The organism is Skermanella stibiiresistens SB22 (genome assembly GCF_000576635.1).
Lineage (GTDB): Bacteria > Pseudomonadota > Alphaproteobacteria > Azospirillales > Azospirillaceae > Skermanella > Skermanella stibiiresistens.
The window spans coordinates 73888-88346 of record NZ_AVFL01000020.1; the positions used below are offsets into that span (position 1 = coordinate 73888).

The 14459-nt window shown below is 65.9% G+C and carries 14 protein-coding genes; 7 read left to right on the plus strand and 7 right to left on the minus strand.

The features are described from left to right. Positions 1–57: 57 nt before the first annotated feature. The 3 genes from N825_RS23535 to N825_RS23545 are packed head-to-tail and all read right to left on the minus strand — an operon-like array spanning position 58 to position 3117. Positions 58–1422 (minus strand): glutamate--cysteine ligase, encoded by a 1365-nt coding sequence (locus N825_RS23535; protein ID WP_037457639.1) that lies wholly within the window; start codon positions 1420–1422, stop codon positions 58–60. A gap of 10 nt (positions 1423–1432) precedes the next feature. Further along, positions 1433–2242, minus strand: coding sequence for a 16S rRNA (uracil(1498)-N(3))-methyltransferase (locus tag N825_RS23540; protein ID WP_051512832.1), 810 nt, complete (start codon positions 2240–2242; stop codon positions 1433–1435). Then, entirely contained in the window at positions 2239–3117 is an 879-nt protein-coding gene (locus N825_RS23545; RefSeq protein WP_037457640.1) for an alpha/beta fold hydrolase, read from the minus strand. The genes N825_RS23540 and N825_RS23545 overlap by 4 nt, the downstream gene beginning before the upstream one ends. 282 nt (positions 3118–3399) lie before the next feature. Between N825_RS23545 and N825_RS23550 the strand changes: the two genes are divergently transcribed. Further along, complete coding sequence (locus tag N825_RS23550; RefSeq protein WP_157619501.1) at positions 3400–4608, plus strand: hypothetical protein; 1209 nt, start codon at positions 3400–3402, stop codon at positions 4606–4608. Between the two features lie 36 nt (positions 4609–4644). On the opposite strand, the gene N825_RS23555 is transcribed toward N825_RS23550, so the two are convergent. Next, positions 4645–4908, minus strand: a complete 264-nt coding sequence (locus N825_RS23555) for a hypothetical protein (RefSeq protein ID WP_037457642.1) — start codon at positions 4906–4908, stop codon at positions 4645–4647. Positions 4909–5160: 252 nt separating this feature from the next. Here N825_RS23555 and efp point away from each other — a divergent pair, with 252 nt between their 5' ends. The 6 genes from efp to N825_RS23585 all read left to right on the plus strand — a co-directional run bounded on the left by efp (position 5161) and on the right by N825_RS23585 (position 11585). After that, a complete protein-coding gene (efp, locus tag N825_RS23560) occupies positions 5161–5727 on the plus strand; it encodes an elongation factor P (protein ID WP_037457643.1) in 567 nt (188 codons plus the stop codon). A gap of 9 nt (positions 5728–5736) precedes the next feature. Next, the gene (locus N825_RS23565) at positions 5737–6558 is read left to right on the plus strand and encodes an inositol monophosphatase family protein (protein WP_037457644.1); all 822 of its coding nucleotides are present in this window, start codon (positions 5737–5739) and stop codon (positions 6556–6558) included. Between the two features lie 143 nt (positions 6559–6701). Beyond that, a complete protein-coding gene (locus N825_RS36825) occupies positions 6702–7562 on the plus strand; it encodes an OmpA family protein (protein ID WP_051512834.1) in 861 nt (286 codons plus the stop codon). Between the two features lie 68 nt (positions 7563–7630). Further along, positions 7631–8773 carry a hypothetical protein gene (locus N825_RS23575; protein ID WP_037457714.1) on the plus strand — a complete coding sequence of 381 codons (1143 nt, stop codon included), beginning with the start codon at positions 7631–7633 and terminating at the stop codon, positions 8771–8773. Positions 8774–8811: 38 nt separating this feature from the next. Beyond that, positions 8812–10350 (plus strand): peptidoglycan -binding protein, encoded by a 1539-nt coding sequence (locus tag N825_RS23580; RefSeq protein ID WP_037457645.1) that lies wholly within the window; start codon positions 8812–8814, stop codon positions 10348–10350. A 236-nt stretch (positions 10351–10586) separates the two neighbouring features. Further along, positions 10587–11585, plus strand: coding sequence for an Rpn family recombination-promoting nuclease/putative transposase (locus tag N825_RS23585; RefSeq protein WP_157619503.1), 999 nt, complete (start codon positions 10587–10589; stop codon positions 11583–11585). Positions 11586–11642: 57 nt separating this feature from the next. Here the strand turns inward: N825_RS23585 and N825_RS23590 are convergent, their stop codons facing one another. From N825_RS23590 to cysT, 3 genes are read right to left on the minus strand one after another with little or no spacing between them, the layout of a single operon-like run. After that, positions 11643–12692 carry a sulfate/molybdate ABC transporter ATP-binding protein gene (locus tag N825_RS23590; protein WP_037457647.1) on the minus strand — a complete coding sequence of 350 codons (1050 nt, stop codon included), beginning with the start codon at positions 12690–12692 and terminating at the stop codon, positions 11643–11645. 33 nt (positions 12693–12725) lie between these two features. After that, on the minus strand, positions 12726–13619 hold the full coding sequence (gene cysW / locus N825_RS23595; RefSeq protein WP_051512836.1) for a sulfate ABC transporter permease subunit CysW: 894 nt from the start codon (positions 13617–13619) through the stop codon (positions 12726–12728). Next, positions 13609–14457, minus strand: a complete 849-nt coding sequence (gene cysT / locus N825_RS23600) for a sulfate ABC transporter permease subunit CysT (protein ID WP_051512838.1) — start codon at positions 14455–14457, stop codon at positions 13609–13611. The genes cysW and cysT overlap by 11 nt, the downstream gene beginning before the upstream one ends. Between the last annotated feature and the right edge of the window lie 2 nt (positions 14458–14459).

The following is a 14459-nucleotide window of genomic DNA, read 5'->3' on the forward strand; positions in this document are numbered from 1 at the left end:
CCGCGGGAGAACTCGATGGGTTCTCCCGCGCTCCCAAACTCCCGAGGATAACTCCTTTTAGTAGGAGAACTCCTTGAACACCCGGTCGATGTCGCCCTGCCACTCGCCGTGATACCGGTTCAGCAGCACGGTCGCCGGAGTCTCACCCGATTCGACCACTTCCAGCAGCGTATTGATGAAGTGGGTTTCGTCGTCACCCCAACGGTCATTGCGGGCGCGCCGGCTCAAACCGCCCTCGGCGATCTTCAGGACCTCCCTGGCGACCTCGCTGAGCGGGCGTCCCCTGTGGGTCGCGTTCAGCGCCTTGCGCGGCACCTCGGCGCGGAGATGCGCCCTCTCCTCCGACGTCCAGTCCTTAACCAAGTCCCAGGCTGCGTCCAGCGCCGTATCGTCATAGAGCAGTCCAACCCAGAGGGCCGGCAGCGCGCATAGCCCACGCCAGGGCCCGCCATCGGCGCCGCGCATCTCCAGGTATCGCTTCAGCCGGACTTCCGGGAACAGCGTCGTCAGGTGGTCCGCCCAATCCGTCATCAACGGCAGTTCCCCGGGCAGCGCTGGCAGGCGGCCAGCCAGGAAGTCCCGGAAGCTCTGACCCGAGGCGTCGATGTACTTGCCGTCGCGGTAGACGAAGTACATCGGAACATCCAGCGCGTAGTCGGCGTACTGCTCGAACCCAAAGCCCTCCTCGAACACGAACGGCAGGTCGCCGCACCGGTCGGGGTCGGTGTCGGTCCAGATGTGGCTACGGAAGCTCTGGAACCCGTTGGGCTTCCCCTCGGTGAAGGGCGAGTTGGCGAACAGGGCCGTCGCGATCGGCTGCAAAGCCAAGCTGACGCGGAACTTCTTGACCATGTCGGCCTCGGACCCGAAGTCCAAATTGACCTGCACGGTACAGGTCCGCATCATCATGTCCAGGCCCAGAGTGCCGCGCTTGGGCATGTAGTCGCGCATGATCTTGTAGCGGCCCTTGGGCATCCAGGGGATCTCGTCCCGCTTCCATTTGGGATTGAAGCCCAGCCCGATCATGCCGATGCCCAACTCACGCCCGACCTGCTTGACCTGATCCAGGTGCTCGTGGACCTCGGCGCAGGTGTCGTGGAGCGTCTCCAGCGGAGCGCCGGACAGTTCCACCTGCCCGCCCGGTTCAAGGCTGATGTTGCAGGCGCCATGGGTCAGCGCGATGACGTTGTCGCCCTCGCGCACTGGCTCCCAACCGAAGCGCGTCATCCTGTTCAAGAGTTCGCCTATGCCATCCGGCCCGTCATAGGGGAGCGGGCGCAGGTCGCTGGTGCGGTACGCGAATTTCTCGTGCTCGGTCCCGATGCGCCATTCGGTCGCGGGCTTGGAGCCCCCTTCCAGATGGCTCACCAGAGCTCTGGGGTCGGAAATCGGTTCGCCGCGGGACTTCGGGGGGGCGGACATGGATGCCTGATCAACCTGGTTCTTGGGAACGGAACGGGGGACGCGCGTCGGCACCGCCTGTCGCCCAGTCCCCAGCCAGGGCCTGCCAACAAGCGAGTGCGGCGAGCGCCGCCGTGTCGGCACGCAGGATCCTTGGCCCCAGCCCGACTGGAACAACAAATGGCAGTTTCAGCAACCCGTCAAGCTCATCCTTGGCGAAGCCCCCTTCGGGACCCGTCAGGATCGCCACCGGTCCGGGCTTCAACCCCGCCACCGCCGCGGCGATCGGCTTGACCGGCCCAGCCTCCGCGCATAGCAGGATCGTCCGATCGGAAGACCAATCGCGTGTCACCTGATCGAGCTTGGCCGGCTCGCGCAGGTCCGGCACGGTCAGCCGCTCACACTGTTCCGCCGCCTCGATCGCGTTGGCGCGTAGCCGATCGACGTTGACCCGGGCGACATCGGTGTGGCGGGTGAGCACCGGCCAGACGACCGAGGCACCAAGCTCCGCCGCCTTTTCCGCCACGAAGTCGATGCGGGTCCGCTTTATCGGCGCGAACAGCAGCCATAGATCGGGTTCCGGCGCCTGGGGACGGCGCTGGCGGTCGACAGCCAGACTGCACCAGCCCTTGCCGAAGCCATCGATTCGGGCCGACCATTCGCCATCCCGTCCGTTGAACAGCGCCACCCGATCGCCCCGATCCAGCCGAAGCACGTGACGCAGGTAATGGGCGCGCTCGTGGTCGAGCCCGACGGTCGCACCCGCCGCGAGAGGCTCGTCGACATGCAGACGCGTCTTCGGCGGGGCCTCGGGACTTCCGGTTTCCGTTTCGATCGTCATGGCTCCAGAAAATCGAGCAGGGCCGCGGTGAACTCCTCCGGCCTTTCCTCGGGGATGTAATGTCCGCAGTCGATCGCCTGGCCCTGGACGTCCAAGGCGACGTCACGCCATGTCGCCAGCACGTCGAAGCTCCTGTCCATCGTCGCCCGTCCGCCCCACAGCGCCAGCAGCGGACAGCGCACCTTGACACCGGCGGCGCGGTCGGCGCGGTCGTGTTCCAGGTCGATCGTCGCGGCGGCGCGGTAATCCTCGCACATGGCGTGGATCGCGGACGGGTTCTTGAAGCAGCGGATATACTCCGCCATCGCCTCGGCCGTGAAGTGCGCGGTGCCCACCCCCCACATGTTCGTCTTGCGGCGAAGGTAGAATTCCGGATCCAGCCCGATCATGTGCTCCGGCAGCGGATGCGGCTGAATCAGGAAGAACCAGTGATAGTACGCCGAGGCCAACTGCTGGTCGACACTCTCGAATGTGGTGAGCGTCGGTACGATGTCGAGGACGGCCAGTCGCTTGACACGGTCCGCGTGATCGACCGCCATGCGGTGCGCGACGCGGCCGCCGCGATCGTGGCCGACCAACTGGAACCGCTCGAACCCCAATATGCGCATCACCTCGACTTGGTCACGCGCCATCTCCCGCTTGGAATAGGAGGAGTGATCCTCGGCCGTCGCCACCTTCTCGCTGTCGCCGTAGCCCCGCAGGTCCGGAGCCACGACGGTGAACCGCTCCGCCAAGGCACCGGCGACCTTGTGCCACATCACGTGGCTCTGGGGAAAACCATGCAGCAGCAGGAGCGGTGGACCATCGCCGCCAACCACCAGGTTGATCTCGGCGCCACTGGTGGCGATGCGTCGCCGCGTGAATCCCTCGAACATCCCGTATCTCCCGAAGCTTCTTTACTGGGCCGTTCCGTCGGGTGGCAGCTTCCCATACCGCTTCCCCATTTGTCCGCAAGTTCCGACGGACCTGTCGCGATGACACGTATGGATTAACTCATTTTAGAACACTGTTGAGGCTGTGCCAGACCTCCGTTCGAGGGATGATCACGAGTCATACCCCTTAAGGAAGATTTAATTCAAGTAAAAATCAGGTTAATTGATAGTGGTGCATGACAGATGAAATCATGACGAACCACCTACCCTGGCACGGCGATACCCATGGCGCAGATCTCCTCCCGGACCCCATCCACCCCACACCCCCACGCGCCGTGGCAAGTCGATCGCCCGCACGTCCGCAATGACATCCGCGCCGCGTTGCGCTCCGCTGATACCATCACCCCCCGGCGACGCGAGCATCGACGTCACGAGTCGGCGTTGCGTCGTTTCTGCGAACCCTTCGCCGACTTATTGTGCGAGACCGTCCCGCCCCACCGCAGGGTCGGCCAGATCCCCCGTTCGGTTCTGCGCCCGCTGTGGACCCTGCTGGAGGCGGAGCGCGCCGGTTCCACGATCGGGTCGGTGGAGGTGGCGGCGGTGATCCGCCGGGCTGGCCGCGACCCCGAATTCGCCGAACGCGCGGCTGACGCCCATCCCGATTTCTGGGACATCGTGGACGACATCCGGGCCGTGCTCATCCTGGAGGATAGGGTCCAGGATGCCCGCGATCATCTCGGCGCCGCCGCCGCCGCGGGCTTCATGCCGCATTGGCTGCTCGACCACCTCGCCGCCTCGGTCGCCGGACTGTCGGCCTCCGACCCCAAGGCCGCCGACCTGTTCGTCATGCTGATCGCGAAGCATCGGCCGGTCGCCCACACCGCGCTGGAGATGCTGGATCGTTTGGGCGACAGGCCGGAAACCCGGCGGCACGTCACCGGGTTGATCGACCGCCTCGCGGAGGATGTCCGAACCCGCGCCTTCGCCGCGGTGCCGGCGAACGCCGCCGCCGATCCGCGGGCCCTGGAGACCGCCGTGCGGGATCTTCTGGCGCTGAGACTGACCGCTGGCCGCCTGACGCTGGCGAAGGCTCCGTTCGACGCCTTGGCGGACGATCTCCGGGATCTGGTGACCGGCCGCTTCCTGGCCACGGCCGCCGAACGCGTCGTCCGGTTCGTCCCCACCGACAGGACCGACCTCCGTCATCCCGAAGGTGCCCGCCTGCGGGCCGCGCTGGCCGTGTTCGGCCGCGGCCGGAAGCTGTGTGGAGCCTTGGGCGTCCAGGTCTTCCACGACGAAGCCCTGGTGGCGCTGCTCGCCGACACCGCGCACCGGCTGGCCCTGCTGGATGTCCTGTCGCACGGTCTGCCGGCGGACGAGCGCCAAGCCGCCCGGGCGGCACGCGAAGACACCCTCGCGGCGTTCCTGCTGGTGGCACCGGCATCTGCCTTTCAAATGTCGGACGAGCCGATCGCGCGGTCGGACGCCGCCTGACCTTGGAAACCGGCGGACACGGCAAGGCGCGCGGCTTCAGTCGTAATCGTTATCCTGGGCCATCTCGTCGGCCAGTTCACCCGCCAGTTCCGCGAACAGCGTGGCGTCGACGTCCAGGCCCTGATCCTCGCAGATCCGCGTGAAGACCCGATAGGCGTGCAGGATCGCCACATCCAGCACGGCCTCGTCGCCGTCCTCGCTGTGCCGGTCCGCGATCTCCCGCTCCTGGATCGTCCCCACGATGTCGTGCTGGGCCGCTTGGAGAACCGCTTCCATCGCACGCCTGTGGAGATTGGACATTTCGAAAATTCCTCTGACGCAAGTGTTGGCCCGGCTCCCAATCCATCCCGTTCCAGCCGTGGAACGCATCAACCGGGACTGAAAGCGGTAACCGTCATAGCAGGTTCACGTTCACTTCGTCCTCGCCGATTTACCCCCATTCGGCGGCGAAACGCCGATTCGCCCGATCGACGCCGACCGCTCATTGCTACCGCCTTTCCAACCTGATAGGTTCCGCGCTTTCAAAAGCAGCGTCAACGACGGTCAAATACCATGAAGGTCAACGCCAACCAGATGCGGCCCGGCCACGTCCTGGAGCATAATGGCAAGCTGATGGTGGTCCTCAAGACCGCCATCGTGCAGCCCGGCAAGGGCGGCGCGTTCATCCAGCTCGAGATGAAGGACGTCCGTTCCGGCAACAAGATGGTCGAGCGGTTCCGCACCCAGGAGACGGTCGAGCGCGCCCGCCTGGATGAGCACGACATGCAGTTCCTGTTCTCCGAGGGTGACAACTACACCTTCATGGACAAGGAAACCTTCGAGCAGATCGTCATTCCGCGCGACATCATCGGCGACCCCGCCGTCTTCCTCCAGGAAGGCATGTCGGTCGTCGTGCAGACCCACGAGGGCTCGCCGCTTGGCGTCGAACTGCCCGCCACCGTGACGCTGCAGGTCGTCGAGGCCGATCCCGTCGTCAAGGGACAGACGGCGTCGTCCTCCTACAAGCCCGCCAAGATGGACAATGGCGAACGCGTCCTGGTTCCGCCCCATATCGAGGCCGGCACCCGGATCGTCGTCAACACCAGCGACGGCACATATCTGGAACGTGCGAAGGACTGACAACTCGTTATGGCAAGCCGCTCGGCAATCATCAACGTGATGGCGCGCGCCGCTGAGAAAGCGGCGCGCGGGCTGGTTCGCGACTTCGGCGAGGTCGAACACCTGCAGGTCTCCCGCAAGGGACCGGCCGATTTCGTCTCGACCGCCGACACGCGGGCGGAACAGACGCTCAGGGCCGAACTCCAGAAGGCGAGGCCCGATTTCGGTTTCCTGATGGAGGAGACCGGAGAGAGCGTCGGCAAGGACGCCAGCCACCGCTGGATCGTCGATCCGCTGGACGGCACCACCAACTTCCTGCATGGCCTGCCGTTCTGGGCCATCTCCATCGCCTTGGAACGCGAGGGCGAGATCGTCGCCGGCGTCGTCTACGAACCGCTCCGCGACGAGCTGTTCTGGGCCGAGAAGGGTGCGGGAGCCTGGAACAACCACCAGCGCCTGCGCGTCTCCGGGCGGCGCAAGCTGGACGAGGCGGTGATCGCCACCGGCCTGCCCTTCAAGGGCAAGGGCGGCCATCCGGAACACGCGGCGCAGCTTCAGGCCATGATGGCGGAGACGGCCGGCATCCGGCGCTTCGGCTCGGCGGCCCTCGACCTCGCCTATGTGGCCGCTGGCCGGTTCGACGGCTACTGGGAAAGCCACGTCCAACGCTGGGACGTCGCGGCCGGCATCCTGATGGTGACCGAGGCCGGCGGATTCGTCACCGAGATCGGTGGCGGACGCAATCCGCACGGTGGAGACAGCGTCCTCGCCGCCAATTCGCACCTGCATCTCATGATCGCCAAGGTGCTGCGCGCCTCGACGGCGAACCGAAAGACACAGGCGGAAGGTTGACCGACGCGTGTGGCGGATGGCGGGTTGTCGGATTCCCGCCGTTGGGCTATCGTGCGCGCTTGTCGCCAAGGGTGCGCCAGTCTGGCTAAAGGACTGGAAATCCTGAGATGGCGGGTTCTTCGAAGGCTTGGGTCCGGGGGCATATGAGTCGCTACGTTCCGTCTTCCGTCCGCCGCGTGGCGCTCGGTTGCGCGCTCGGCGCCGCGACTCTTCCGTGGCTCGCGCCGGTGTCGACCTTGGCGCAGCAAGCGGTGGCGCAGACCTCGACCACCACGGCTCCCGGGGTTCCCGCGCGAAAGCCGCGCGTGCCGGAAACGACGGCCCAGGCCGCTCCGGCTCCATCCGGTGGAACCGCCGCCATCGACCCCGGCCGGCCACTGCCCGTCCCGGCGGAACCCAGTCTCCAGGCAGCTCCGATCGGCCCCGCCGGACGCCGGGTTCCAGCGCCGCCGGGACTGCAAGCCGGTGTTCCGCCGGAGATCGCGGGCACCGAGATTCCCGCCCCACCGCCGGACATGCCCCAAACCCTGGCTCCCGCCGGCGTCCAGTTCGACACGCCGGTTCCGCCCCCCTCTCCGGGTGAGCCCCGCCAGATCACATCCATGCCGGGGCTGCCGCGAGACCAAGGCGGCGCGCCCCCGCCCCAGGTCGCGGCGATCCCGCCGACCGTTCCGCCCGGTGACCTGCCCACCGGAACCGAATTCCGCGTCATCTTCCCGGATTCCGCATCGGAGAGCCTGTCGCCCAAGGACACGGCGCTGCTCAACGGTGTCGCGGCGCGGCTGCGCCAGAACGACACCATACGCCTGCAGGTGATGGGCTACGCCAGCGGCACGCCGGAGACCAACCGGGACGCCCGCCGCCTGTCCCTGGAAAGGGCGCTGGCGGTCCGCGGCTATCTGGTCGACCAGGGAATTCGCCCAACCCGCATCGATGTGCGGGCACTCGGCTTCCAAGCTCCCGACGGTCCCACCGACCGCGTCGACCTGCTCCTGGTGAACTAGTGGCATATCCTGCCGATCCCCTCCGCAACGCCTCGTCCACCGAGAGCCCTCCGAAGAGCATGATGCCCATGTCGCGGCCGCAACGTTACATCACCCGGATGGTCCTGTTCGTTGTCGTCGTCCTCGGCATCGCGGTGATGCTTTTCCCGGCGCTGGAACAATCCTTCATGGCCAATCCGGGCCTGAACGGCTTGATCATCGCGGTGTTGCTGCTGGGCATCGGCTATATCTTCCGCCAAGTGCTGATCCTCAAGCCGGAAGTGGACTGGCTGGAGAGCTTCCAGACCAACCGGCCCGCCTCCGACGCGGTCAGGGAGCCGGTGCTTCTGGCCCCGATGGCCCGCATGCTGGGCGAACGCAAGGGCAGGCTCAGCCTGTCGGCCTTGTCGATGCGCTCGCTGCTGGATGGCATCGACGCCCGGCTGGACGAAACCCGCGAGCTTTCCCGCTACCTGATCGGATTGCTGATCTTCCTGGGCCTGCTCGGCACCTTCTGGGGCCTGCTCGGCACCGTCAGCGCGGTCGGCGGGGTCATCTCCAGCCTGTCGGTCGAGGGCGACGACATCGGCATGATGTTCGGCAACCTCCAGCAGGGGCTTCAGGCGCCGCTGTCCGGCATGGGCACCGCCTTCAGCTCCTCGCTGTTCGGCCTCGCCGGCTCGCTGGTCCTGGGATTTCTGGAATTGCAAGCCAGTCAGGCGCAGAACCGCTTCTACACCGACCTGGAAGATTGGCTGTCCGGCGCCACCCGGCTGTCGAGCGGGTCGGGATTGGGAGAGACCGAGCAGTCGGTTCCGGCCTATCTGCAAGCCCTGCTGGAGCAGACCGCCGAGAACATCGAGAACCTGCAACGGACCGTGGCGCAGTCGGAGGACGGCCGCCGCTCGGCCAATCAGAACCTGATGGCGCTGACCGAGAAGCTGAGCACGCTGACCGACCAGATGCGGACCGAGCAGACGCTGATGCTGCGTTTGGCAGAGAACCAGATGGAGTTGAAGCCGATCCTGGGACGGCTGGCCGATTCGCTGGGCGGGCAGCAGCTTGGCATGGACGAGGCGACGCGCCAGCACATCCGCAACATGGATGTCTACACCGCCCGGCTGCTGGAGGAGGTCGCCACCGGCCGCGTCCAATCGGTTCAGGAGATCCGCAGCGAGATCAAGCTTCTGGCGCGCACGATCGCGGCCCTCGCCGAAGACAGCGAACGATGATCGCGGGCACCGCGAAACGCCGGAACGGATAACGGACAATGGCCTCCATCGGTCGCGGACGGCGCAGCGGCGAACGCTCGATCAACATCTGGCCAGGCTGGGTCGACGCCTTGTCGTCGCTGGTCATGGTCGTGATCTTCGTGCTGATGGTCTTCATCGTAGCACAGTTCTACCTGTCCAACACGCTGTCGAACCGCGATCAGGCGCTGACCCGGCTGAACCGCCAGCTTTCGGAGTTGAGCGAGTTGCTGTCCATGGAGCGCGAGGCCAACGCCGATCTGCGCGTCAACATCGCCCAGCTTTCCGCCGAACTCCAAAGCTCGACCGCCAACCGGGAGTCGCTGACCGCCAGCCTCGCCGAGGCCCAGGCCAAGCAGAGCGAGTTGACCGCCCAAGTCTCCGCCCTGTCGCGCCGGGGCGAGCAGGCCACGGGTGAGGTCACCCAGGTCAGCCGCGACCTGGAGGACGCCTATAAGGTGATCGAGGCCGACCGCCAGAAGATCGAGGCGTCGCTCCGTGAGATCGCCAGCCTGCAATCAGACATCCAAGCCCTGCGCGAGGTCCGGGAACGCCTGGAGGGGCAAGTCGCCGCCCTTGCCACCCTGTCCCGGAAAGCGGAGGCCGACCGTACCCAGACGGCGGCCACACTGGAACGAACCGAAGCGGCGCGGGCCGAGACGGCGGCCACTCTAGAACGGACCGAGGCGGCTCGCGCCCAGGCGACCGAGGAACTCCGCCTGACAAAGGAGCAGCGCGAAGCCCTCATGGCGGAACTATCGGCCGTCCGCGACCGCAGCCAGCAACTCGACGCGCAACTCAGTAGCGAGCGGGAACGCACCACCCTGGCGCAACGTGAGATCCAGCAGCGTGAAACCCGGATCGACGAGTTGGTCATCGCACTCGACCAGACCCAGGCGGCGCTGACCGGCGAGAAGAAGCTGACCGACGAGGGACGCTCGGAGGTGGCCCTGCTGAACCAGCAGATCGCCGCGCTGCGCGAACAGTTGAACCGGTTGACGGCATCGCTGGATCTGGCCGAGTCGAAGAGCACCGAACAGCAGGCCCAGATCTCCGACCTCGGCCGCCGGCTCAACCTGGCGCTCGCCAGCAAGGTCGAGGAATTGGCCCGCTACCGTTCGGAGTTCTTCGGCCGCCTGCGTGAGGTGCTGGGCAGCCGACAGGATATCCGCATCGTCGGCGACCGCTTCGTGTTCCAGTCCGAAGTGCTGTTCCCCAGCGCGTCGGCCACCCTGGAGGAAGGCGGCAAGGGCCGCTTGGCCCAGCTCGCCGCGACATTGCTGGACATCGCCAACCGGATCCCGCCGGAGGTCAACTGGATCCTCCGCGTTGACGGCCACACCGACCCGCGTCCAATCTCCAACTATCAGTTCCCATCGAATTGGGAGTTGAGCACCGCCCGCGCGATCTCGGTCGTCAAGTTCCTGGTCGAACAGGGCGTGCCGTCCGACCGCCTGGTCGCCGCCGGTTTCGGCGAGTACCAGCCGCTCGACCCAAGCCGAAGCGACGACGCCTTCGCCCGCAATCGCCGCATCGAAATGAAGCTGGATCAGCGCTGAAACAGGATCGGCGATCTGAGCCCGCCACTAAGGATTTTTGGCAATTTTCTCAAATACTTAGGGCGTCCGAGACGATCGGTGGCGAGATCGGCGATCGATGGCACCTCAAAAGTGATTTTGGCAAACATTTCAACCTCTTAGATTCAATTAAGATCGGCAACCGCAATGATGGGCTTGATCGAAACACTAGGCATGGTGGCGCCTTGCTTTCCGGTGGTAGGGCCCAGGACGACATCATGAGCGAACCGACCACGACGAACGAAGACACAGGCGGCGAACGCCGCCTGATCCGCATGCATGACCAATTCGCCAAACTCGTCTTGGACCGGCCCGGCAACGCCGACACCTTCCTGCGGGAGCGTTTGCCGGCACCGGTAACCGCCTTGCTGACGGCGGAGCCCGCCACCGACCGGTCGGAAAGCTTCGTCGATCCTCTCCTCGCGGAACTGCGCGGTGATCGGGTCCACAGCTTCGGCTTAAGTGACGGCCGTCCTTTGCTGATCTGGACGGTGACCGAGCATAAAAGCGCAGGAGAAGGCGATTCGCTGATCCAGGTGCTTGGCTATCTCAATGGTGCGGCGATCCGCGGCGCCCGTCGCGTCCAGAACCCCGATGGCACCGTTCGCGTGGTGCCGGCGCTGGTGCTCGCCGTGATCCTGTATCACGGCACTGGACGCTGGCCGCATCCACCCACCTTCGGCGAGGCCTACGGCATGCCCAAGGAATTTCTGGCGGCGGGCCCGATCGATTTCAGCTACACTCTGGTCGATCTCTCGACCATTCCCGACGCGGAGCTCTCCCGCGATCCGGATCTGCAAGCCGGGTTGCTGATGCTGAAATACGCGACCCGCGACGGCGATCCGGAGATCACGCTGGAAAGACTGCTGAGCGCCGCCGCGGTGATCGGCTTGACCGTCCTGCGCGCCGTGGTTAGATATCTCTTCGTCACCGACGAGGACCGCAATCGGGATCGACTTCGCGCGGTACTTGGCCGCGTGGTGCCTGGACAAGAGGACAAGATCATGCCGACGATCGCCGAAGCGTACATCGCCGAGGGCAAGGCTGAAGCCAAGGCCGACACTCTCCTCCGCATGGTCGGACGGCGCCTGGGCACCGTGCCCGCGACGGTGACCGCCAAGGTCGCGTCGGCCTCGGTCGATGAGATCGACCAGTGGATCGACGCGATCACGGATGGGACCGACGTGAACGAAATCTTCCGGGAAGCCACGCACTGAACGGGTGGCATCACTCATCCCCGATCACGGCGGGGATGCCAAACCCTGTCCCAACGCTCAGCGCGGGAACACCCGCGCGTTGTTGATCCGCAGGGCGCACCACGCCCCGACGCTCAGGCTCAGCGCCGGCAGACGGTCGCGGCCGACCTCGACCTCCAGGATGTGGCCGGCGTAATCCAACTCGACGCGGGCGTTGGGGCCGATCTGGTGGATCAGCCTGACCTGGGCCGCCTCCGGTCCCTCACGGTCGATCGGAACGAGATCGATCTCGTGAGGGCGGACGAAACAGGTGGCCGCACCCCGTGTCCCGTTCAATCCCGGCATCCGCAGTTCGGCGCCTTGGGTCGTCCGCGCCAAGCCGTTCTCGATCTCGCAGTCGAAGCGGTTGACCTGCCCGAGGAAGTCGCAGACGAAGGCCGAGGCCGGCTCGTCATAGACCTCGGCCGGGGAGCCGATCTGCTCGATCCTGCCGTGGTTCATCACGACGACCCGGTCGGCCAGTTCCAGCGCCTCCTCCTGGTCGTGGGTGACGAAGACACTGGTGATGTGCATTTCCTCGTGCAGGCGCCGCAGCCAGCGCCGCAGTTCCTTGCGGACCTTGGCGTCAAGCGCGCCGAACGGTTCGTCGAGCAGCAGCACCTTGGGCTCGATCGCCAGCGCGCGGGCCAGGGCGACGCGTTGCCGTTGGCCACCTGAAAGCTGGCTCGGATAACGATCCGCCAGCCACTCCAATTGGACCATCCGCAGCAACTCGGTCACCCGCGCCGAGATCGCGGCGTTGGTCTGCCGGTCGGCGCGCGGGCGGACCCGCAACCCGAAAGCCACGTTCTCGAACACGCTCATGTGACGGAACAGCGCATAGTGCTGGAAGACGAAGCCGACCTCGCGGTCCCGCGGCGCGCGGTCGCCGGCGTCCTCGCCATTCAGGCGGATCTCGCCGAAATCGGCGAACTCCAAACCAGCGATGATCCGCAACAGGGTGGTCTTACCCGATCCGGAGGGTCCCAGAAGCGCCAGCAACTCCCCGTCACGCACACTCAGATCGACATTGTCCAGCGCCGTGAAGGCGCCGAACCGCTTGGCGATACCCTTGACCTCGATACCCATTCCTGGGGCCATCCTCTCTGTCTTCGCCGCGGGTCAGCGGCGAGTCGCCTTGATCTGATCCGCGTAGCGCCACTCCAGCAGGCTCTTCACCACCAAGGTGACGAGCGCCAGCAACGCCAGGAGCGACGCCACCGCGAAGGCGGCGACGAAGTTGTATTCGTTGTAGAGAATTTCGACATGCAGCGGCATCGTGTTGGTCTCGCCCCGGATATGGCCGGAGACCACCGACACGGCGCCGAATTCGCCCATGGCGCGCGCGTTGCACAGCAGAACCCCGTACAGCACGCCCCAGCGGATGTTCGGCAGGGTCACGCGGGTGAAGGTCTGCCAGCCGCTGGCGCCCAGCACGCGGGCGGCTTCCTCCTCGTCGACGCCCTGCTCCTGCATCAGTGGGATCAGCTCGCGCGCGACGAACGGGAAGGTCACGAAGACCGTCGCCATCACGATGCCCGGCAGGGCGAAGATGATCTGGATGTCATGGGCGCGCAGCCACGGTCCGATCCAGCTCTGGGCTCCGAACAGCAGGACGAAGACCATGCCGGAGATCACGGGCGATACCGAGAACGGCAAGTCGATCAGGGTGATCAGCAGGCTCTTGCCGCGGAACTCGAACTTGGCGATGCACCAAGACGCCGCGACTCCGAACACGAGGTTCAGGGGCACCGCGACCGCCGCCGCCAGCAGCGTCAACTCCATCGCCGCGACCGCGTCCGGTTCGACCAGCGCGTCGAAATAGGGGCCGAAGCCCTGGTGCAGCGCCTCGTAGAAGACGGCGACCAGCGGGATCACCAGGAACAGGAGCAGGAAAACCAGCGCGACGCCGATCAACGCCGCTTTCACCAGGGGTGACTCACCCAGCGCCGGTCGTGGGATGGACCGCTGTCCAATGGCTGGCGCCGTGCTCGCGATGACGATTTCAGCCGGCATGACGCGCCCTCGTCCAATGCTGAAGCAGGTTGATCGCGAGCAGCAGGCAGAAGGACGCAACCAGCATCATGGTCGCGATCGCGGTGGCGCCGGCGTAGTCGAACTGCTCGAGCTTGATGATGATCAGCAAGGGAACGATCTCGGACACGCCGGGAAGGTTGCCCGCGATGAAGATGACCGACCCGTACTCCCCGACACCCCGGGCGAAGGCCAGCGTGAAGCCGGTCAGCAGGGCCGGCATGATCGCGGGAAAGACGACGCGGGTGAAGATCTGCAGCCGGTTGGCGCCAAGACAGGCGGCCGCCTCCTCGACCTCCGGTTCGGTATCCTGAAGGACGGGCTGGACCGTGCGGACGACGAAGGGCAGACCGATGAAGGTCAGCGCCACGACGATGCCCAACGGGGTGAAGGCGACACGGAATGGCAGGAATTGGCCGATCCAGCCATTATTCGCGTAGAGCGCGCTGAGCGCTATGCCGGCCACCGCCGTCGGCAGGGCGAAGGGTAGGTCGACGAGCGCGTCGATCACCCTGCGGCCGGGAAACTCGTACCGGACCAGCACCCAGGCGACCAGCAGGCCGAACACCGTGTTGATCAGCGCCGCCGCCAAGGCGGTCAGGAAGGTGACCTTGAACGCCCCGATCACGCGCGGTTCCGACATCACCGCCCACAGCCCGCCGAACCCCAGGCCAGACGCGCGGAGCGCCAAACCGGCCAAGGGTATCAGCACGACCAAGCTGAGATAGGCCACCGTGAAGCCCAGGGTGATCCCGAACCCTGGCAGGATGCTGGGCTTGCGGAAGCCACCTGTCAGGGTCGTGGAGGCGATTTCAGCCATGG